Origin of the sequence: Altericista sp. CCNU0014 (assembly GCF_044923475.1) — a bacterium.
Lineage (GTDB): Bacteria > Cyanobacteriota > Cyanobacteriia > Thermosynechococcales > Thermosynechococcaceae > JAAURS01.
This window is the reverse complement of sequence record NZ_CP137338.1, coordinates 1,092,212-1,109,755: the sequence shown is the minus strand read 5'-3', so window position 1 is coordinate 1,109,755 and position 17,544 is coordinate 1,092,212. Positions and strand designations below refer to the sequence as shown.

Here is a 17,544-nt window from a genome sequence, read left to right as displayed (position 1 = left end):
CCCGCAAACATTGGCTGATATAAGCCCGAATCAACGGCTGACAACCTGATAAATGTTACCTAAGCAACCAAAGTCATAATACTTTCTTGAAGATCTGGATTTATTTTGTGCCAGCCTCTGGCAATATTAAAGTCCATATTAATCTTAGCAACCTCTAATAAAGAGTCATCAATTGAGTACATCTTATCTTCTTTTAACCAGAGTAGAATCTCTGCCAAGTGCCAGATAGACGGCGTCCCTTCATAAACAGGCAGTGGAGACTTTGGCTCACCTTTTACAATAAGATTTCTAATATTTTGCCGAGTACATCCAAGAATTTTAGCGGCGTCAGTCAATCCAACAAAATCTGGAGTTGCCTCAATAAGGCTAGCTTGTGGAAAAACATTTTTTACATCAGAAATAGCACTAGAAATAGCTTCGTAAGCTGACGATGCCTCGCGCATAAAATTCAGTGCTATATATCCCTTCTTCCCAATGCCAATCAAGGCATCATCGCACCCGCTTTCATGCAGTTGCTCGATATAGTCATTAGGATCGATTTGGGAATTGTGGAGATGAAACTTTAAAGTAAAATCATACTCATTCATTGCTCATTCCTCCTCTTCGCCAGAATCATCTGTCCTGTTGTGCGTCGTACAGTTGTCTACGATTCGCCGAATCTGCTTCGCGTGATTCCCTGCGTTTTTCGGGGTGCTCCAGATGCTAGAGATACAAAAATTTCCGCATCTACATGCTTTGTCATTGTAAGGACAATAGATTTTTCCCCAGGCATGCGCCCCACCGACCTCAACTCGCCACCCGTTTTGTTCGGCATATTTCAATGCTGCCTCTATCTCTGGCTTTGAGTGCGATCGCCTTGCCATAAAAACCTTTATTGATACAGGCTAGACTTAAAACAAGCAGTTGTCAAGTGACAACCATTAGCCGGAGTTACTCATGCCTCACCTATTCCCCATTCCCCGCCGCCAAAACCTGCTCCACCGTCAACCGCAACTCAGGAAACGTCCGAGACTCGATCGCCTGACTCCCCACAAACACCGTCTCCTCGTATAGCCTGTCGTTCCACAGCAGCACAGACACCTTAGACTCCAGCGGATCCACAATCCAATACTCAGGAATCTCCAACGCCGCATACTCCGATCGCTTGTATCGATAATCTCGCTTCACCGAATCCGGGCTAACCACCTCCACCACCAGCAACGGCGACGTTTGGCACACCGCCGACCGATCCAGCATTCCAGCGATTTGGTCAGCGGTCAAAACATAAACATCCGTCAGCCGCGACTTCCGCCAACCCGTGCGTACCCCCGCCTCGCGGAGACAAACCCAAGGCAAACTCAGCCGCTTAATTTCTGCATCTAACCGTTGCTCGATATGCGTAGAAATAAACAAATGCCGGAACGTAGGCAGATTCCTAGGTTCTAATTGGCCATTCACCAACTCGTAGCGCGTGTCTGTCCCATCATCGTAGGCAAGGTATTCTTCAAAACTGAGCAATTTTGGAGTTGTAAATGTCATGACTTAACCCGGCCATACATCCCCTTTATTTTAATCGACGGATCCTTGCTTAAATTTGCGCAACTTAGCAACCTCAACACTCAAAAATCGCTAAGCTACTGAGTAAGCGCAACTTTGGAGTCAAAACAATGGCGCAATTTAGTCGCACTTGGTGGGGGCAGCGTTTCATCGCCGCCCTCGAAAAAATTATGGATTCGGGCCGCTTAGGTCGAGGTCGTTCCTACGCCCGTGGCGGAAAAGTCAAAAGCTTTGAAATTCAAGACGGCGTCATCTCTGCCAAAGTACGCGGCTCCGTAAATCCCTACTTTGGCGTCTACAAAGAACCCCTCTACACCACCACCATCGAGTTTAAATCCATTAGTGCCGCCAATTGGTCAGCGGCGATCGCCTACGTTGCCTCCAAAGCCAGCCTGATCTCGCGGCTCATGCTCAACGAAATCCCCGACAACATCGATGACGCCTTTGCCAAGCTCGATCTCCATCTACTGCCCTATCGCAAAGATGACTTTAAGACCAAATGTTCTTGCCCGGACTGGAGCAATCCCTGCAAACACATCGCTGGAGTTTACTTCCTCATCGCAGCTCAGCTTGATGAAGATCCCTTTTTGCTGTTTGAACTGCGAGGATTATCGCGAGATGCGCTTCAGAAAGAACTCGCGCGATCGCCCCTCGGTCAGGCATTATCCGCAGAAATGACCTTAGAAAAAACTGCACCCAAACCCGACCCGAGCTATTTCACAAAACCTGCGGTGCAAACATCCGTTGCCGTTGCAAGCTTGAAAGACTTTTGGCAGGGCGCAAAACGCCTCCCTCAGACCATCGAAGTCGCCAGCCAAGCCAGCGTACCCGCCATTCTAGTGAAAAAGCAAGGTGATTTTCCGCCCTTTTGGGATAAAGAGAGTTCGTTCATCGAGACAATGGAAGAACTCTACAAACGGATCGGAACGAAGAACGCGCCACTGTTTTGAAGCAGACTTCTTTTAGGCTCGGCAATGAGCGCAGCATAAAGGACTTATAGCTTCTTTGCAGGCTTTAGCAAGGTTTCTTTAGGCGAATTCATTCGAGGAACTGACTGGGAGGACAGATCGTTCTCTACTGGCGTTTTTTCCAGAAAATCGGCCATATCCACGTAAATAGAACCCGTACTACGAGTTAAAGGTCCACCGGCACGATTGCGCGCGTTCAGTAAATCTTGCAAAACCATTCTAGGATTGTCCTTAGGCTCGAGAGTCAGGAGTAAACCTTGACAAGGTCCGCCATATTCCTCGCTCACGCAAATGACATTTTGTGAATTCATTTGTCCAGCCGTAAGGTAAGCCAGGATGCCCTCGCTGTAGTACTTTTGGAATCGACGCGAAACTTCCTCGCAACGCTTTAACGGCGTGTAAGGACTAGAAGCTTGGAAAAAAGTAGATTGCCATCGAATGACGGGTACGTTTCCTCTTTTTGTCCGAGCAAAGGTTGTTGGAACTTTTTTTCTCGTTCCAGCAATCTGACTCTGGCCGCAGAAAAATCGCGTCGCAGGTTGCTCGTCAGCAGAACGCGCAGGAAAAAGAGGAATACCTATCGAAGAACCCATCACGATCGCGGCAAAAATGGCATTTATAGGTCGAATCATAGGGATTTCAAGTGTTTTCATAAAACACGACTAAAAATCATAAAATACTCAATCAACTCGCTGGTAGAATTATATTTTCACGATCGGAGTTTTTCTTTTTGCATAACGCAGAATACTTCTTCGGATTTTTCTGATAAGCTATGGGCAGAAAAATATGGAACAATGCTTTCAATCTAATTCATTGTAACTGTGCCGTGCAAATATGTCCGTAAAACTCTTACAAACGTACTTTTATAAAAAATCCACAAAACTTAACCATCGTAATCTTACTTTCTTTAAAATTTTGCTGTTAACAATCGCGGCTTGCGGACTGAGTAGCTTTGGCTTAAAAGCCGTCGCGCAATCTCAAGAATCGCCTACCCAGATCGCGGTGTTTAACGAGCCTTCGTTCGACGACGGCATAGAAGGCCACCCCGTTCGCAGTGTCAGTACTTCAGCAACGGACTTAAAGTTTTCGCTGTCCGAACTGCATCCCGAACAGCTCGATTCTCTCCCTTCTCCCCACCTCTCCGAAGGATTGGCTCAAGGGACGGTAGAACCCCTCCCAGAGGAGGAGGTCGGGCAGCCGCCCAGTTTAAAGACCGAACCCGCCACCCCAGACGATCTTCCCTTCCAACCAAAAAAAGAACTGCTTCAGCGGTCTATCAGATATGGCCCTAGCATCAGCTACCTCACGCCCTCTGCCTACGGCAAATCCTGGGGGCAAATTTCCGTAGGCGGTAGCATTCAACATCGAATCCGCTTTGGTAGCAACTCCGATGCTATTTTGGGTGTAGGCATTGGCTTCGGGGATGCCCGCAAAGCCGTTGGCCTAGATGTGAGCGTTGGCATTGCAGATGTGAGCAATTTTGAGCGCGTGAGCGTTGGATTCAAGCTCCACAGACGCTTGCCAGATCGGTTGGCGATCGCCGTGGGTGTAGACAATGCAATTGTAGGATGGGGCAACATAGACGCAGGCATCAGCCCCTATGGCGTCGTGACCAAAGGATTTCAATTAAGAGAGGATCCCCGTTCGCTTTTCAGCCAACTGTACCTCTCTGCGGGAGCCGGAACGGGTCGCTATCGATCTGAGGACGACGTTCTCAACGATCGCGATTCGGTGGGTGTCTTTGGAAGCGCCGCCTTGCGCATCACCGAGCAACTCAGTTTTATTACCGAATGGTCGGGACAAGACCTCACCTTAGCCGTTTCTTTCCTCCCGTTTCCTAGAGTTCCTTTTGTCATTACCCCCGCCGTAACCGATGTCGCGGGAACAGCTGGAGATGGCCCTCGTTTTTCTCTAGGCGTGGGATTGGGGTTTACGTTTTAGCATTTTTAGATTTTGCACTTATAGGTATCTCACGGGCCACAATCCATGCGCAATCAGTTTCATAAAACAGCAACTCAATTGCTTTGTGCGAGCCTAATCATCGTTTCAAACTGTGGGGGATTCGCTCAGCAGGCCAGATCGCAAAGCGACCCCAGCCAAAGCGATACCACCTTGCCCAACCCAAACGAAGTCTTGCCCGCCGACCCCAGCCAAAGCGACACCACCTTACCCAACCCAAACGAAGTCTTGCCCGCCGACCCCAGTCAAAGCGACACCACCTTGCCGACCTCGAACGAGATCTTGCCCAGCACTCCCGGCGACGGGCCGGCAAGATCGCCAGTTGTAGCCGGCAACCCCACTCAAGTCATAGAGCAAGTTGAAACCTATCAATCCCTCCCCTACTCGACCTATTTCGGATTGAATTTTTACGGAGGGCTCACCAGCGCAGACCAAATCGCGCAGACACTGGAAAAGCTCGGCAAAAAAACGGGTACAAACCCCGCACTAATTTACGTTATATCCACCAGTAAAGGACTCAAGCTGGTCCTCGTCTTGCCGAACAACGCGCCTTCCCTATCTTCATCAAACTTTCCCGTACCTTCTTTAGATGGGCGGTTAGCTTCAATCCAACCGCAATTTAAACTCGCTCAAGAAAACAAATCCCCAACTCCATCCACCAAAGTACTCACCTATCTAGTTCCCGAGGCAAAGCCAGAGTTAGTCAGGCGATCGGCAAGAAACTTTCGCAAGCAAGTTAGCGATCCTGGAAAGACTCAAGGTACGAGCTATCAAGCACCTGCCACAGAACTCTACCGTTGGATAGTCGCTCCCTTAAAGGCCGAGCTAGATGCCAATAAGATCGATACGCTGGTTTTTAGTTTAGATAGAGGATTCCGCTCCCTTCCCATTGCGGCACTTTACGATGGCGATCGATTTTTGGTAGAGCAATACAACTTAGCGCTGATTCCTAGCTTTAGCCTGACAGATACGCGATTTCAACCCATTCGCGGTACAAAAATGCTCGGGATGGGGATTTCCCAATCCGCCGGAGGGCTGCCAGCATTGCCTGCGGTTTCAGTTGAAGTGCCGACATTGACTGAAAAAATCTGGGAGGGTGCAGGCTACCTCGACCAACAGGTTACCTTAAGTCAATTTCAGTCCCTGGCCAAACGAGAGCAATTCAGCATCGTTCATCTCGCAACGCATGCAGAGTTCAATCCCGGCAATGTCAATCAGTCCTTTATTCAGTTCTGGGATGGAAAATTAACCCTATCCAAGTTGCGTAAAATCGCGCTCAGTCAGAAATGGGGTTCCAATCCAACTGTTGAAATGTTGGTCCTCAGCGCTTGTCAAACAGCAATTGGCAGCGACCAAGCAGAATTAGGCTTCACTGGACTCGCAGTCCAAACGGGAGTTAAGACTGCCATTGGCAGCCTCTGGTCTGTCAGCGACGAAGGAACCTTGGGTTTAATGAGCGAGTTTTATCGAAATCTCAAAACAGCGCCCATTCGGGCTGCTGCGCTGCGCAACGCTCAGCTGAGTTTGTTGAGCGGAGCGGTTAAGGTTAACAACGGCCAAATTCAATTTCCGGACGGCTCGCAGGTTGCTTTGCCGCCTGATAGTTCCCGGCAAAACGAGTTTAATCTTTCTCATCCGTACTACTGGGCAGCCTACACCGTCGTTGGCAACTGGAACTAAGATTCTTGGATTTTGACGGGCTAACAAGGATTATCCTTGAGCCGCGTCTCTTTCATGAGATCGCACCAATCGCTATTCAGTTGCGGATCTTGAGGCCGTTCCTGGCGTCTGGTGGCTAAGTCGTGAATGGCGTCGTACCAGAGGCCTTCCTCTGCATAGACATCATATTTTCGATCGCTTCTTTCTAATTGGTCCGAGAGAGAGGATGAAGCAGAAACGCGCGTAATTGCCCCTTGAATGCTGACTTGCGATCCGTCGGCAGTATCATCGTCAGGGCCTAAAGGAGAACAGAATAAAGTGAGTTTCCAAAGATATTCTCGGCCCACTTCTAAGGGTTTAAGATCTTCATTTTGAGGAAAGGTAAAGCTGTAGAGAGGGGGCGCGTTCGTTAATTTCCAAGTTTTACTGTACTGAGGCATTTCTTCTGGCAGCGAATCTTGAGTAGGGTACAAGTCAAGTCGCGCCCAGGAGTAATTGTGATTCTTCAAGTACCAGTAAATAGTCGGATAATCTGCGGTCGAGTGCCCGTAGTTTGAGATCGGGATAATTGGCTCGAATACAAAATCCTTCATAACGCAACCCGTTCGAGTTGCCCCTCCTTGACGGCCTGCCGGACGCTGAAGGGTTTGAGGTGGGCGATACCGGGTTGCAAAACTCGGGGAAATAGGACAGCTAATGCCTAAAAGTGTGAGGGCGATCGCCGTTTTGAACCAATAATTTTGACTTTTCATATACCTTCGATCGGGAGCGAGATCGGGATGCCTGAATGGGCGAGAGCTGGCGAAAGGACTGTTGGCGGACCCGTGAGGTAGGATACCCATTGACCTCAGCTCCAGCACTGCGATCGCACTTCCCACCCTCCCATATCATCGCTTTGTTTAATAGGACGTTCCAATCCATCTACAGTTCCCAGTAGCTTCAGAGGTAACGTCGATTCTAGCCTTGCTTTTGCAGGTTGACCGCAAGCTTCATAGAATCGCACAATCCAATTTTGAGGAGAATCCTCGGATTGTTTGAGCGCCATCAATACCAGATTTTCTGGAAATCCCGAGAGGAAACTTTGCGCGGCATTGAGCGTGCCAGATCCATGGGCTGCGGGGGCTAAAGTTTTGGCAATTAAAGGACGGTTGAGTTCGTACCCTTTTTGGTGGGTCTGGGCCTGTTGCCAACTGCCGGAATGGGGGTAGAGCGCGTAGGTAAAGGAGTGGAATCCGCGATCGCAGTTTGGATCGGGCCATTGCGGGCTGCGGAGGAGCGTCAGCCGCAAGCAATCCGGCTGGGCGTCATAGCCGTACTTACAGTCATTCAGCAGGCTGACGCCGTAGGGTTCCTCTCCCGCTTGCGTTAGGTCGGCCCAGTGGAGCGCCGGCACTTCCCATTTTGCTTTTTGATGTTCGGTCAGGGGCTGCGGATTGGGTAAAGTAGGCCGCTCAATGGCTCCGCACGGGGTTTCGTAAGTGGCATAGTCTGCCGAAATGCCGAGCGGAAAGGCGGCTTTGACAAGAACGTGGGTTTCTTGCCAATCAACCTGGGTGTCAATCATGAGCGCAGAGGATTGCTGCCCCAGGCGATAGGTTTGGACAAACGTAGCGTTCCGCCAGCACCGCTCCACTTGGATCGCTGGCTCGACCGTTCCGCCTGCAAGCGCGATCGATTGCATGACCGCCGCTTCCAACGGATGTTGGGCGTAGTTGGGATCAATGTTCCACGCGTCCCAATACTGACCCCGATCTTGAAAGAACTGAAGGACATTTCCCGGCCCGGCCAACACGTTCCGTCGAGCGGCATAATCCCAGATCGAGCGGACGTTTCCCGTGCGTTCGCAAATCTCGACACGCAGATGGCCATTATCTAAAATCCATTCCTCTGCTTTACCAGAGGGGGTTGGGAGAGCGGTGGGGACATACCAAAACACGCGATAGCCGACGGAAGGAATCGCATTAGCCCAAAAGCTAAGGCTCTGAGTCTGAGAATTGTATTGGGTCGGGAGCGGTTGCCCGTTGCTATCTAGAACGGTTCCTTGATGATGGTCGGGGGCTTGCCAACGGACAACTTCAGAGCGCTCCCAATTGAGGGAGTTATGGACGACGACTGGTATGGCATTCGCAACGGGCGGTTCGGGCAGGCGGATTTGAGCGGCGATCGCCTCTAGCGCCTTTTCTCTGAGATCCAGTGCCGTTTGCAGTGCCAGTTCCCATTCCCGATTTGCATCCGCAAACACCTCAGGAATCGAAGATCCGGGCAGGATATCGTGAAACTGATTGAACAAGACTTTCTTCCAGGCGGTTTCGAGTTCGGCTTTGGGATAGGGGGCGTTCGTGGTGAGGGTGGCGATCGCCGAAAACATCTCCGCCTCGGTCAGTAAATGCTCGCAGCGGCGGTTGTAGCGCTTTTGGTCGGCGTGGGAGGTGTAGCAGCCCCGATGAAATTCTAGGTAAAGTTCGTCGTCCCAAACGGGAACGTCTTGAAGGTTTGATTCGACTTGCTGGCAGAACTCCGTCATAGTGCTGGATTTGAGCTGCGGGAATAGGGGCGACTGCTGCCACTTGCGCGCCACCTCTAGCATGTCCCGCGTCGGACCGCCGCCGTGATCGCCTACGCCAGGGAGCCAAAAGCTTTCTTTCAGGCTGGTTTTAGCTTCCCAATCTTTAGCATGGGCGCTCATTTTGAGCGGATCGATGGATTCCCCGATGGGTGGGGTCATGATGCTAAAAGTGCGGGTGCCGTCGGGGGCTTGCCACCAAAATGCTTCGTGGGGGAACTGGGTGGTATCGTTCCAGCGCAGTTTTTGGGTGAGGAAATAGTCCACGCCTCCTTGCTTGAGGATCTGGGGCAGTTGATTGCAAAACCCAAAGCTATCGGGCAGCCATGCCACGCGGCTGATGTGTCCGAAACGTTCTTGCGTGTAGCGCTGACCGTAAAGCACTTGCCTGACCAAAGATTCGCCACTGATGAGGTTTAGCTCTGGCTCTACCCAAAGCCCTGCGGCGACTTCCCAACGTCCCTCAGCGACGCGTTGCTGGATTTGGGCAAAAAGGGCGGGGCGATGCTGCTCGATCCACTCGTAAAGTGCGGGGGAAGAGTGGCAAAAATTCAGCTCCTCAAAGTCTTTTTGCAAGTTGAGCGCCGACACAAAGGTTCGCTCTGCGGCTTCCCAGGTTTCTGCGACTGGCCACAGCCATGCTAGGTCTAAGTGAGCGTGACCGATCCAGTTAATCTGCCGTTGCTTTATCTCTTGTGCGAAAGGTGTCAGTCGATCGCGCAGGTGTTGGAGGCTTCGATCGAAGGCGATCGCATCTCCGCTTTGCTCCCAAGCAATATCCTGTGTCGCAACAGCGAGAGTACTCAGATCCTTTGCTCGAAAGGCGATCGCGTAAGTTTGCAGCACCGCCAGTTCATCGGCGACCGCGCCCGGATCGATGCGATCGCCCGTCGAGGGTTCGCAGAGGAAGTGCGATCGCACTAATGCCCCGGCATCGTGAGCGGGACTGACCAACCGAATGGCAACCGCCACGACGCTTCCCGGAACCAGCGCTTCCGTTAAAAGGACTCGCGCCGAAATGTCGAAGAGGTCGCCCTGCTGCACCAACCGACCGTTGACGTAGACATCGGCCTGCTCTGCCCACCAAATCAGGGACAGTCTGGCGGTAAATCCGGCGAGGGGATAGTCGGCCAATGCTTCAGGCATACAGATCGCTTGCCCCAGCCACAGCACCTGACGTCCCGCTGGCCAAGCAATGTGTTGGCGCTCGTTGAGCGTAACGGTTTTCCAGGTTTCCCATTGGTTGGGGTCGCACTGAATCGCAACCGCAGCATCCTCAAAACTCATGCGCCATTCGGTTTGACGATCGCGCTGAGCGAGCTGACGCAGACGGGCGATCGCAGCTTCGATGCACTGGCAATAGTTTTCTGTGGTAGAGGATATTTCGCCCATCGTTACTTCTCTTGTGGACCAACAGCCATTCCATTATGGAACGAGTTGACTCGACCCCAAGAATCAACTTGAGCAGGATTGGGCGGATGAGCTGACACCGTGGCTCGAGCCATGAAAAATGAGATAGAATCTGACTAGAACTAGTCAGATTAGATTATGGTTTCTACTCCTCTCGACTCATCTAGCCTCGATCGTTACCCACACTGGAAACTAGAAGATGCTAAAGCTCGATTTAGCGAGGTTGTGCGGCTAGCCCGCGAACAGGTACCTCAATTGATTACGGTAAGGGGTGAAGATGCCGTCGTGGTTATTTCTGCCCAAGAATTTACAAAGCTACTCCCTTTGTTGCAACAGCCCAGCCTTCACGGGTTGCTTTCTCAATCGCCCCTCAGTCGCCTCGATTTTGAGTCACCTGCTATTCAATCTCCCGTGCGCGATGTTGAGTTATGAATGGATGGCTGCTCGACACCAACATCATCTCCGAACTGCGCAAACCCAACTGCCATCCGTTGGTCAAACAATGGTCAGAACGTCAGTTGCCTCAATCTTTTTATTTGAGCACCGTTACCTTTGCAGAAATTCGATTTGGGATAGAACGGACAAAAGATGAGGCGTTTAGTCAGGAGTTAACGCAATGGCTGAATGAAACGCTGCGGCCTTGGTTTAGCGATCGCATTTTACCCGTTGACGAAGTGGTCATTTTGAGGTGGCGACACATGGTCGAACAAGGACGAAAACAAGGCTACACCTACAGTCAGCCAGATCTGTTTATTGCTGCAACAGCAGCATTGCACGATCTCTGTGTGGTGACTCGCAATGTTATAGATTTCCAAAAATCAGGAGTGGTTGTGTTCAATCCATTTGTTGACTTCGAACCCTAGAATTCCTTGGGTAAAAACCATATCCTCGGTAGAGACCATATTGTCTTACCGGAACTCCTGAATATTCTGCGCTTAGCAATGCTTCTAGCACTTCAAACTGCGCCCCCGAGTGTTGACCTAGCAACACAAATCGCTGCTCTGGGCGATCGATCGGAGGATTTGGTGGGGAAAACGTTTGAACCATCGTTCTTGTTGCCTTACGACAGCAAAAACAGGGGGGCAAAAACAGGGGGTCCTGTACAGCTCGATCGGTCTACTCCAACAGAAATCCTCGAATCGAGTCATAGTTGTCTATCTATTTCCATCAGTCTAGCCCACGCTTAACTCATTGTTTCTCTCAGCTATCGCCGCTAGATGGATCTTATAGAAAGGTCTAAAACCCTGATAGACTGTGGATTGGTCTATGTTTTCGGAGAACTCAATCGTGATGGAAGTCGGTCAAAAAGTTCGCATCTGCCGCATCCGCGATCGCGTGAATGGCGATATCGCTCAAAAATTAGGCCAGGTCGGCACCATTCATGGCTATAAAATGACAGATGGCAGCGGCGTGGGGATTCGCGTAAAATTTGAAGACCATTTTCAAACCTGGTTTTTTGAAGACGAACTAGAACCAGTGCAATAGGCGCTAAATCCATGTCTTTTATTCTTACGTTCTTAGGCAAAGGCGGTACGGGACGCACTACAGCAGCGATCGCCGCAGCCAAAGCGCTTTCTAGCCAGGGTCAACGGGTGCTGCTTTTGGGCCATGAGGCGGAGCTAGGGCTTCCGTTAATGCTTGAAGCAACCGGATTGACGACCGAACCCAAGGAAATTTCACCAAAGCTATCGGTGGCTATCCTTTCAGCCTCAGTGCTCTTAGAGCAAAGCTGGGCTCAGGTCAAGCAGCTCGAGACCCAATATCTGCGCACCCCATTTTTTAAGAACGTGTTCGGTCAAGAGCTAGGCGTTTTGCCCGGCCTCGATTCGGCCCTGGCACTGTACTCTCTCAAAAATTTTGACAGCAGCGGTCTCTACGATGTCATCATCTACGACGGCTACAGCAGCGCCGCAACATTGCGCATGTTTGGAATGCCGGAGGTTTTGAGTTGGTATCTGCGACGGTTCCGTCAGGTTTTTGCGGAGTCGGACTTGGGCAAAGCGGTCTCTCCTTTTTTGCAACCCGTAGCAGCAGCGGTTTTAAATAACGCGGACTGGACGAGCGGCAATTTCTCCCAACCGTTTGGCATGGCAGACGACGAGCTGAGTCAGGGCCAACGGGCGATCGCCGATCCCAGTCGAGTCGCGGCCTATCTCATCACGACGGAAGATCCGCTAGCCATTAAGACGGCAGAGTATTTGTGGGGAAGCGCCCAGCAAGCCAATTTAACGGTAGGGGGTGTTCTGGTCGATCGATCGGCAGTACTCGGTTCTGTAGAAGAACACTTCAAACCCTTGCCCGTTCACTCCCTGCCCAACCGCACCGATGAAAGCTGGCAGCCTTTGACCCAGCATCTGCCCAACTTTCAGCAAGAGGCGCTTAAAGCCCCTAAACCGATGGCAGTAGACGTTGCCCAGCGTCAGGTCAAGCTTTTTCTGCCAGGATTTGCCAAAAGCCAGGTACAGCTCACCCAATACGGACCCGAACTTACCATTGCCGCTGGCGACCAGCGCCGGAACCTATTTTTGCCCCAAGAATTAAAAGGGCAAAAAGTGACGGGTGCGAAGTTCCAAGATGGCTATTTAATTATTTCGTTTTGATGAGAGGCAAAGCTTTGTAGGAAAGCGAGACGTTTTTTAGACTAAAAACTTTGCCACCTTGGATTTGAGGATCTGTATAAGTTCTGGATCCATGTACGCGTATCGATCTGGAATATCCAGGCAGATGATGCGCTTGCGAGCGAGATGCTGCTGAAACCGCCGTGCAAGCTTGGTTCGATGCACTTTTTCCATTACAAAAATCACTTCCGCCCATTGCAAGAGGTCAGGCCCAACGGGAACTTCAGCATCGCGATTGGTCCCCGCAGAGGCAACTTCAAGGCCGGAATAGTCGCAAAAGACTTGCTCCGCAGTGGGGCTTCGCAACTTATTCTGGCTACAGATAAACAGTACGCGCTGCATTAAATCCTCTCGTTGAACCCCTCCGCCCTCTAAACCAACGCATCGGGATCGACGCCTAACTCTCGGAGCTTAGCAGCCAATCGTTCTGCTTGCTCCGAACTCCACAGCAGCAACTTGCCAGACGCATCCCACCAGCGTAACCAATGGGTTGTAGTCCCCAGCCTTGTGCCATACCAACATCCTAAAAATAGCTGTAGCTCAGGAATCCAGTAACGACCGTCTGCGGAAGGCGTTTGTAAGACGTAGGTGTCGCCTTCCCCTAAACTTCGCACTTCTAACGAGAGTTGGTAGGGGTCAAAAATAACGTAGGTCGGAACCTTAAGAATGGCCTCATAGAAGTACAACTTGCCGTAGGGGAACGTCGGTCGTACAGAATATTCGCCTGCATCGTGGTCCGAGAGAAACTCCATTACAATCGCAACGGGTTGACCTTCGAACAGCGGCGTATAACTGCGGCGGATCGCTCCGTCCGGCGTAGGATATGTCTGCGGTACATAGAGCCAGTCGGGGGCTTTGACGACGGTTTTTTGGTCTAGAGTCGCAACAATGCCAAAGTTGGAAGCAATCAGCATCTGGGGCTGAATCAGACCAGATGCGCCTAGCGCATCCGTTAGGGCCGCAGCGAGGGTAGGCTGTTGAATATTCTCCACGGGGTCATCAGGTAGGACAAAGTCCGCTGGAAGAGGTTCCCAGGTGACCAAAGGCGCTTGGCGATCGCGGGGGATTTGCAGAACCATGGATTGTACCGCCTGCTACAGCAACGTCTCCATCATAATCAATCCGATTGTTTCGAACCCATACAGAAATTGGGGAAAGCAGTATAACTACTTCCCCCAATCTTTAAGCCTACAAAAGTGGCTCAATAAGATTACATGATACCGATTTGAGTCAGAATGCCTTGTCCGGTGATGACTTCTGTTGCTAATCCGATCGCAAAGCCCAACATGGCTAAGCGACCATTCCAGTTTTCGGCAAACTGCGTAAACCCGAATTTCCCTTCTTGATTAGACATGGATGTACAAGCTCCGCTAAACATCAACCTTATGTAAATAAAGTTAACACAACTTTACCTTCCGTTGCAATGCGTAGAATTGTACCGAGGTTAGCTAACCCTGATATTTGCGGGGGGTATAGACCCAGACGTTGCCGTTGGGGCGTTGGATGGTACGGGTTTGGCTAGAGCCCACAATGAGAATCGTGCACATATCGGCTTGGTCGGCGGCGAGATCTTGGAGGGCAATAACCTGGGTGGCTTGTCCCGGTCGGCCCAGATTGCGGGCTAGCACGACAGGGGTAGTGGGCGATCGCCATTTCAGCAAAATCTCCTTAGCGGCGTCGAGCTGCTAGGTCCGCTGGGTGGAGATGGGGTTATAGAAGGCGATCGCAAAATCTGGCAAGGCGATCGTCCTGCTGTGATGTGTTGAAGTCAGACAAATGGCGATCGCTTTCTACGAGGGATCCTCTGGCCCTGGCTTCCCGCGATCGCTATGGCCTGCGATCGCCCTCTTTACCGATCCTTGGCGATCGTTTTATTGCCAAAGAAGAGAGTTCAACGGGAGATATGTGAATGACGGAGATCGTTTGTTCATAGGCTTGGGAAGACTGAAACAAATAGGATAAAGCACCCATACACTAGAACTACATGCATTCAGCTAGCTCGGGCAGCGATGATAGCGATCCAATACAGAAAATTCTTAAATGGATTGCCGATGCTGGGATTAATGGATTAGGAGGTCTACCATCTGCAGAACAGGTTGCAAAAGACCACTTGAGTAAGGCTGACAATGTTGAGGATGCCATAGATTCAGTTATTGCCTGGAGAACCACCTATGCTGCTGGGACTGGATTTATCACTGGACTGGGTGGTATTGCAGCCATGCCTTTCACCATTCCAGTAGGATTGGCTGCATCTTACGCACTTGGCGCAAATACGGCGGCTGCGGTTGCATGTCTTCGAGGACATGACATTCACTCCGATCAAGTAAGAACAATGGTTCTATTATGTTTGATCGGTACGGAGGGAGAGAATATTCTTAAAACCGCAGGCATCACTGTTGGCACTAAGCTACTTCAGAGCACGATCAAAAAGATACCTGGCAAGATTTTTATTGAAATTAACAAGAAGATAGGTTTCCGACTAATCACCAAAGCTGGCCAAAAAGGAGTGGTCAATATTATGAAAATAGTACCACTGCTTGGAGGTTTTATAGGAGGCACATTTGACAGTATTTTTGTACATGGCTGTGGGAAAACTGCTAAAAGAATATTTTCTTAAGCAGATATATCAGAATATTGTGCTTGTTGTGCAGTAGGTCTTTATGCCCAGTATTCACATTAGAGCTTCGACTAGGTGCGCTCGTTTTCCTTTGATAGCTTTATAAGAATTAGTTTTAAAACTCCAATGAAAATTCCGAATCAAATAGGAAAGGCTTTTCAAGGGTCTGCTAAGTTATTACAAATGTATGCAAAGGACTACATTGACGTTAGTCTGCAGTCCAATCAATTGATAGTGAAGCCTAAAGCTGTTTTGCTACTTTGCCAAAAGGCAACTGATAGGGTAGAGCAATTGGTGAATTTAGTACCAGATGCGAATGAAGGTTTAATTGCTATAATCGAACATCAGCAAATTAAGGTTGAGATCCATTTTACGCCTGAAAAAATATTTTTTAACGGTGATTTGGTTGAGGGACAATTGCGTTTATTGAATAAACCCAAATTCAAGGCCAACTCTCTGATGTACCGAATTCTAATTTCGGGTTGGAATGTTTTTTTAGGCGGTTATATTCCAAATCAGGTGCTACCAGAAGGAGTAAGAGTCGACGGTGATAAAGTTTTTTATTCGCTGCCCAAGGTTCAAACAAGACTTATGAATGCACTATTCCAAAAACTTGAGGATAATTCAGCTTTAAATCTATTTTTGAATCAGGGAGAATTACGAATTGAGAGTGAGGTTTCAATTAATTTGAGAGATATTTCTCTTCAATACTTACTCCAGATTTTTAATGTTTCTTGTTTTCATTAAGGCGATAAAACTAAAATTTTAATTACATGCTTACTTTTTTTATTCACGGCATTAACACTCAAAATTCCGGCTATGCAAATAAGCTCATAGAAAATATTAATAGAGAGCTTCTTAAAAGCAATACAGGCGCTGCAACGAGTTTTTATGCTAGTTTTTGGGGAAATTTATTTAATAACAAGAAAAATAAAATTATTGGATATATAGAAAAAGATTTTTCAAGGGCTTGTAATCTCCACCCAAAATATACTCCTCGAAGCGATATTTATAGATATCAAAAACAAAGAAAAAAATTTATCAATAATTTTTTAGGTGATTTTCTGATTTATCAAAACATTGAACGTGGAAATGTGATTCGCAAAACGATTTATGAACAATTTAAACAATATACAGAAGATCATCCTAAACAAAAAGAAATTCATTTTGTTACTCACTCTTTAGGAAGTATTATCCTGTGGGATTTGCTTTTCTCGAATTCTCAAGATTCTTGGAGTCCAGCTTTTTTATTTCAAAAAAAATTAAAAGATTTTGATTTGATTAGTATTTCAACAATGGGTTCTCCTCTTTTATTCTTCAAAGAAATGCTGGATTTAGATTTTCATCGTATTGACTCTTGGTTAAAACTTTCAAAAAGACCGATCAACACGAGTTCTAATGCTTATAAACTTAGATGGGTTAATATTATTCATTCTTCTGATTTAGTTGCTTATCCCTTAAAAGCTGCGATAGAAGATGAAATCAGCTCTGAAATATTATTTAGCGATCAGTATGTGTGGCAAGATGCTAATGGGGCTGAAGCTACATTACATTTTATGTCAGGAGGGCAACCCGACGGTGCAATGATTGCTGCGGCTGAAGATGCGCATTCTTCATATTTTCAAAATAATTTAGATGGTCGTATCACGGCACGAATCATCGCTTACAATCTATTAGGAGAGACAGATAAGTTACTCAAACGTTGTGTTACTCCAGAATAGTTGTTGACAGGCTAGACAGCATGGAAAAAATTATTAACCTCCATATCGAAAAACTGCCTGAAGGGGTTTATCTCGCCACATCAGATGAATTGCAAGGGCTAGTCGCACAAGGACGAACCATTACTGAAACCCTAGAAATTGCCCGCGATATCTCGCGTAAATTACTCGAAGCCCAAACCGAACAAGAGCAACTTCAATCTTTAGAGATCGTCGCTGATCGGTTCGACTACCCTTTGATCGTTGGATTGTCTAGATAATGGGCAGACTCGCCGGATTCCGTTATAAACAAGTCGTCAAAAAACTGAAATCATTCGGCTTCGCCTTTTATCGACAAGCTGCAGGCAGTCATGAAATTTGGTTCAATGCTGATACAAATCGCTATACCACCATTCCCAATCACCCTGGCGATATGCCAGAAGGAACCCTTCGAGCCATTCTAAAACAAGCAGATATTGCACCGGATGATTTCCTGCAAGAGTAATTTTTACCCATT

Annotated in this window: 22 protein-coding genes; 13 read left to right on the top strand and 9 right to left on the bottom strand. The window is 48.8% G+C overall.

What is annotated here, in order from left to right; translation table 11 throughout:
- Nucleotides 1-59 precede the first annotated feature (59 nt).
- Together R6H26_RS05585 and R6H26_RS05580 are read right to left on the bottom strand one after the other, a co-directional pair.
- Nucleotides 60-587 (bottom strand): DNA-binding protein, encoded by a 528-nt coding sequence (locus R6H26_RS05585; protein ID WP_404789058.1) that lies wholly within the window; start codon nucleotides 585-587, stop codon nucleotides 60-62.
- A gap of 358 nt (nucleotides 588-945) precedes the next feature.
- Complete coding sequence (locus R6H26_RS05580) at nucleotides 946-1,518, bottom strand: Uma2 family endonuclease (protein WP_404789056.1); 573 nt, start codon at nucleotides 1,516-1,518, stop codon at nucleotides 946-948.
- A gap of 128 nt (nucleotides 1,519-1,646) precedes the next feature.
- On the opposite strand from R6H26_RS05580, the gene R6H26_RS05575 reads away from it, so the two are divergent.
- Nucleotides 1,647-2,486, top strand: a complete 840-nt coding sequence (locus tag R6H26_RS05575; RefSeq protein ID WP_404789055.1) for an SWIM zinc finger family protein — start codon at nucleotides 1,647-1,649, stop codon at nucleotides 2,484-2,486.
- A gap of 44 nt (nucleotides 2,487-2,530) precedes the next feature.
- Here the strand turns inward: R6H26_RS05575 and R6H26_RS05570 are convergent, their stop codons facing one another.
- Nucleotides 2,531-3,157, bottom strand: coding sequence for a COP23 domain-containing protein (locus R6H26_RS05570; RefSeq protein WP_404789053.1), 627 nt, complete (start codon nucleotides 3,155-3,157; stop codon nucleotides 2,531-2,533).
- A gap of 262 nt (nucleotides 3,158-3,419) precedes the next feature.
- Between R6H26_RS05570 and R6H26_RS05565 the strand changes: the two genes are divergently transcribed.
- Together R6H26_RS05565 and R6H26_RS05560 are read left to right on the top strand one after the other, a co-directional pair.
- The gene (locus R6H26_RS05565; RefSeq protein WP_404789052.1) at nucleotides 3,420-4,445 is read left to right on the top strand and encodes a hypothetical protein; all 1,026 of its coding nucleotides are present in this window, start codon (nucleotides 3,420-3,422) and stop codon (nucleotides 4,443-4,445) included.
- A 45-nt stretch (nucleotides 4,446-4,490) separates the two neighbouring features.
- The gene (locus tag R6H26_RS05560) at nucleotides 4,491-6,143 is read left to right on the top strand and encodes a CHAT domain-containing protein (RefSeq protein ID WP_404789050.1); all 1,653 of its coding nucleotides are present in this window, start codon (nucleotides 4,491-4,493) and stop codon (nucleotides 6,141-6,143) included.
- A gap of 20 nt (nucleotides 6,144-6,163) precedes the next feature.
- On the opposite strand, the gene R6H26_RS05555 is transcribed toward R6H26_RS05560, so the two are convergent.
- A complete protein-coding gene (locus R6H26_RS05555; RefSeq protein ID WP_404789048.1) occupies nucleotides 6,164-6,874 on the bottom strand; it encodes a DUF928 domain-containing protein in 711 nt (236 codons plus the stop codon).
- A gap of 95 nt (nucleotides 6,875-6,969) precedes the next feature.
- Entirely contained in the window at nucleotides 6,970-10,077 is a 3,108-nt protein-coding gene (locus tag R6H26_RS05550) for an alpha-mannosidase (RefSeq protein WP_404789046.1), read from the bottom strand.
- Between the two features lie 156 nt (nucleotides 10,078-10,233).
- Between R6H26_RS05550 and R6H26_RS05545 the strand changes: the two genes are divergently transcribed.
- From R6H26_RS05545 to R6H26_RS05530, 4 genes are all read left to right on the top strand, one after another.
- Entirely contained in the window at nucleotides 10,234-10,527 is a 294-nt protein-coding gene (locus R6H26_RS05545; RefSeq protein WP_404789044.1) for a type II toxin-antitoxin system prevent-host-death family antitoxin, read from the top strand.
- Nucleotides 10,524-10,958: a type II toxin-antitoxin system VapC family toxin gene (locus R6H26_RS05540; RefSeq protein WP_404789042.1), complete on the top strand. Its 435-nt coding sequence runs from the start codon at nucleotides 10,524-10,526 to the stop codon at nucleotides 10,956-10,958. Before R6H26_RS05545 ends, R6H26_RS05540 begins: the two co-directional genes overlap by 4 nt.
- 427 nt (nucleotides 10,959-11,385) lie before the next feature.
- Nucleotides 11,386-11,580, top strand: coding sequence for a DUF2862 domain-containing protein (locus tag R6H26_RS05535; protein WP_404791222.1), 195 nt, complete (start codon nucleotides 11,386-11,388; stop codon nucleotides 11,578-11,580).
- An 11-nt stretch (nucleotides 11,581-11,591) separates the two neighbouring features.
- Nucleotides 11,592-12,695 carry an ArsA family ATPase gene (locus tag R6H26_RS05530; protein WP_404789040.1) on the top strand — a complete coding sequence of 368 codons (1,104 nt, stop codon included), beginning with the start codon at nucleotides 11,592-11,594 and terminating at the stop codon, nucleotides 12,693-12,695.
- A gap of 36 nt (nucleotides 12,696-12,731) precedes the next feature.
- On the opposite strand, the gene R6H26_RS05525 is transcribed toward R6H26_RS05530, so the two are convergent.
- From R6H26_RS05525 to R6H26_RS05510, 4 genes are all read right to left on the bottom strand, one after another.
- Nucleotides 12,732-13,055 carry a low molecular weight protein tyrosine phosphatase family protein gene (locus tag R6H26_RS05525; RefSeq protein WP_404789038.1) on the bottom strand — a complete coding sequence of 108 codons (324 nt, stop codon included), beginning with the start codon at nucleotides 13,053-13,055 and terminating at the stop codon, nucleotides 12,732-12,734.
- Between the two features lie 29 nt (nucleotides 13,056-13,084).
- A complete protein-coding gene (locus R6H26_RS05520; RefSeq protein ID WP_404789037.1) occupies nucleotides 13,085-13,792 on the bottom strand; it encodes a Uma2 family endonuclease in 708 nt (235 codons plus the stop codon).
- Between the two features lie 131 nt (nucleotides 13,793-13,923).
- On the bottom strand, nucleotides 13,924-14,067 hold the full coding sequence (locus R6H26_RS05515; RefSeq protein WP_404789036.1) for a high light inducible protein: 144 nt from the start codon (nucleotides 14,065-14,067) through the stop codon (nucleotides 13,924-13,926).
- Nucleotides 14,068-14,161: 94 nt separating this feature from the next.
- The gene (locus R6H26_RS05510) at nucleotides 14,162-14,374 is read right to left on the bottom strand and encodes a hypothetical protein (RefSeq protein WP_404789034.1); all 213 of its coding nucleotides are present in this window, start codon (nucleotides 14,372-14,374) and stop codon (nucleotides 14,162-14,164) included.
- A 98-nt stretch (nucleotides 14,375-14,472) separates the two neighbouring features.
- Between R6H26_RS05510 and R6H26_RS05505 the strand changes: the two genes are divergently transcribed.
- From R6H26_RS05505 to R6H26_RS05480, 6 genes are all read left to right on the top strand, one after another.
- Nucleotides 14,473-14,622 carry a hypothetical protein gene (locus tag R6H26_RS05505; RefSeq protein WP_404789032.1) on the top strand — a complete coding sequence of 50 codons (150 nt, stop codon included), beginning with the start codon at nucleotides 14,473-14,475 and terminating at the stop codon, nucleotides 14,620-14,622.
- Between the two features lie 75 nt (nucleotides 14,623-14,697).
- A complete protein-coding gene (locus R6H26_RS05500) occupies nucleotides 14,698-15,330 on the top strand; it encodes an EcsC family protein (RefSeq protein WP_404789030.1) in 633 nt (210 codons plus the stop codon).
- 126 nt (nucleotides 15,331-15,456) lie between these two features.
- A complete protein-coding gene (locus R6H26_RS05495) occupies nucleotides 15,457-16,077 on the top strand; it encodes a hypothetical protein (RefSeq protein ID WP_404789029.1) in 621 nt (206 codons plus the stop codon).
- 26 nt (nucleotides 16,078-16,103) lie between these two features.
- The gene (locus R6H26_RS05490; protein ID WP_404789027.1) at nucleotides 16,104-17,051 is read left to right on the top strand and encodes a hypothetical protein; all 948 of its coding nucleotides are present in this window, start codon (nucleotides 16,104-16,106) and stop codon (nucleotides 17,049-17,051) included.
- Between the two features lie 20 nt (nucleotides 17,052-17,071).
- Nucleotides 17,072-17,308: a type II toxin-antitoxin system HicB family antitoxin gene (locus tag R6H26_RS05485; RefSeq protein ID WP_404789026.1), complete on the top strand. Its 237-nt coding sequence runs from the start codon at nucleotides 17,072-17,074 to the stop codon at nucleotides 17,306-17,308.
- Nucleotides 17,308-17,532 carry a type II toxin-antitoxin system HicA family toxin gene (locus R6H26_RS05480; protein ID WP_404789024.1) on the top strand — a complete coding sequence of 75 codons (225 nt, stop codon included), beginning with the start codon at nucleotides 17,308-17,310 and terminating at the stop codon, nucleotides 17,530-17,532. The genes R6H26_RS05485 and R6H26_RS05480 overlap by 1 nt, the downstream gene beginning before the upstream one ends.
- Nucleotides 17,533-17,544: the final 12 nt, after the last annotated feature.

What these genes read in the sequence shown, in the direction of transcription:
- R6H26_RS05585 (WP_404789058.1), bottom strand. Translation starts at nt 587, where the DNA reads ATGAATGAGTATGATTTTACTTTAAAGTTTCATCTCCACAATTCCCAA.
- R6H26_RS05580 (WP_404789056.1), bottom strand. Translation starts at nt 1,518, where the DNA reads ATGACATTTACAACTCCAAAATTGCTCAGTTTTGAAGAATACCTTGCC.
- R6H26_RS05575 (WP_404789055.1), top strand. Translation starts at nt 1,647, where the DNA reads ATGGCGCAATTTAGTCGCACTTGGTGGGGGCAGCGTTTCATCGCCGCC.
- R6H26_RS05570 (WP_404789053.1), bottom strand. Translation starts at nt 3,157, where the DNA reads ATGAAAACACTTGAAATCCCTATGATTCGACCTATAAATGCCATTTTT.
- R6H26_RS05560 (WP_404789050.1), top strand. Translation starts at nt 4,491, where the DNA reads ATGCGCAATCAGTTTCATAAAACAGCAACTCAATTGCTTTGTGCGAGC.
- R6H26_RS05555 (WP_404789048.1), bottom strand. Translation starts at nt 6,874, where the DNA reads ATGAAAAGTCAAAATTATTGGTTCAAAACGGCGATCGCCCTCACACTT.
- R6H26_RS05550 (WP_404789046.1), bottom strand. Translation starts at nt 10,077, where the DNA reads ATGGGCGAAATATCCTCTACCACAGAAAACTATTGCCAGTGCATCGAA.
- R6H26_RS05545 (WP_404789044.1), top strand. Translation starts at nt 10,234, where the DNA reads ATGGTTTCTACTCCTCTCGACTCATCTAGCCTCGATCGTTACCCACAC.
- R6H26_RS05540 (WP_404789042.1), top strand. Translation starts at nt 10,524, where the DNA reads ATGAATGGATGGCTGCTCGACACCAACATCATCTCCGAACTGCGCAAA.
- R6H26_RS05535 (WP_404791222.1), top strand. Translation starts at nt 11,386, where the DNA reads ATGGAAGTCGGTCAAAAAGTTCGCATCTGCCGCATCCGCGATCGCGTG.
- R6H26_RS05530 (WP_404789040.1), top strand. Translation starts at nt 11,592, where the DNA reads ATGTCTTTTATTCTTACGTTCTTAGGCAAAGGCGGTACGGGACGCACT.
- R6H26_RS05525 (WP_404789038.1), bottom strand. Translation starts at nt 13,055, where the DNA reads ATGCAGCGCGTACTGTTTATCTGTAGCCAGAATAAGTTGCGAAGCCCC.
- R6H26_RS05520 (WP_404789037.1), bottom strand. Translation starts at nt 13,792, where the DNA reads ATGGTTCTGCAAATCCCCCGCGATCGCCAAGCGCCTTTGGTCACCTGG.
- R6H26_RS05515 (WP_404789036.1), bottom strand. Translation starts at nt 14,067, where the DNA reads ATGTCTAATCAAGAAGGGAAATTCGGGTTTACGCAGTTTGCCGAAAAC.
- R6H26_RS05500 (WP_404789030.1), top strand. Translation starts at nt 14,698, where the DNA reads ATGCATTCAGCTAGCTCGGGCAGCGATGATAGCGATCCAATACAGAAA.
- R6H26_RS05495 (WP_404789029.1), top strand. Translation starts at nt 15,457, where the DNA reads ATGAAAATTCCGAATCAAATAGGAAAGGCTTTTCAAGGGTCTGCTAAG.
- R6H26_RS05490 (WP_404789027.1), top strand. Translation starts at nt 16,104, where the DNA reads ATGCTTACTTTTTTTATTCACGGCATTAACACTCAAAATTCCGGCTAT.
- R6H26_RS05485 (WP_404789026.1), top strand. Translation starts at nt 17,072, where the DNA reads ATGGAAAAAATTATTAACCTCCATATCGAAAAACTGCCTGAAGGGGTT.
- R6H26_RS05480 (WP_404789024.1), top strand. Translation starts at nt 17,308, where the DNA reads ATGGGCAGACTCGCCGGATTCCGTTATAAACAAGTCGTCAAAAAACTG.